The organism is Rothia nasimurium, from assembly GCF_004569295.1.
Lineage (GTDB): Bacteria > Actinomycetota > Actinomycetes > Actinomycetales > Micrococcaceae > Rothia > Rothia nasimurium_B.
This window is the reverse complement of record NZ_SPQC01000115.1, coordinates 1-405: the sequence shown is the minus strand read 5'-3', so window position 1 is coordinate 405 and position 405 is coordinate 1. Positions and strand designations below refer to the sequence as shown.

1 protein-coding gene is annotated in these 405 nt (G+C 28.9%); it reads left to right on the top strand.

The annotated features are described in order from the left end of the window. The coding region (locus tag E4U03_RS12630; protein ID WP_135014065.1) for a DUF2393 family protein at positions 1-405 on the top strand (405 nt) is incomplete at both ends.

The following is a 405-nucleotide window of genomic DNA, read 5'->3' as shown; positions in this document are numbered from 1 at the left end:
CTTCTTTGCTTTATTTTAGTTTGTATTTTAATTTTTTTAAAAGTGAAGCAAAAAGAATTTGCTCTTATTTCCTATACTATCGCGACCATTTTCACCGCACTTTTAATTTATTCTGTATTTCTCACTATCAATCAATTCACAACCCAAGCTAGTCTTAGCAAACTTACCTTTTCTAGAGATTTAAGACATGAAAGTTTTATTATTACAGGAAGAGTGCAAAATCTTACCAAATTTAATATTCGTAAATGCTATTTAATGCTAAGTATACTAAATAAAAAGCGAGTTGGAGGTGAAATTTTCAATGATAAAAATATCCGTAACGCTAAAATGCAAAATACAAGTGTTTCTTATACTATAGAAATCATAGACACACTCCCGGGTAATACCTATAAAGAATTTAGAGCT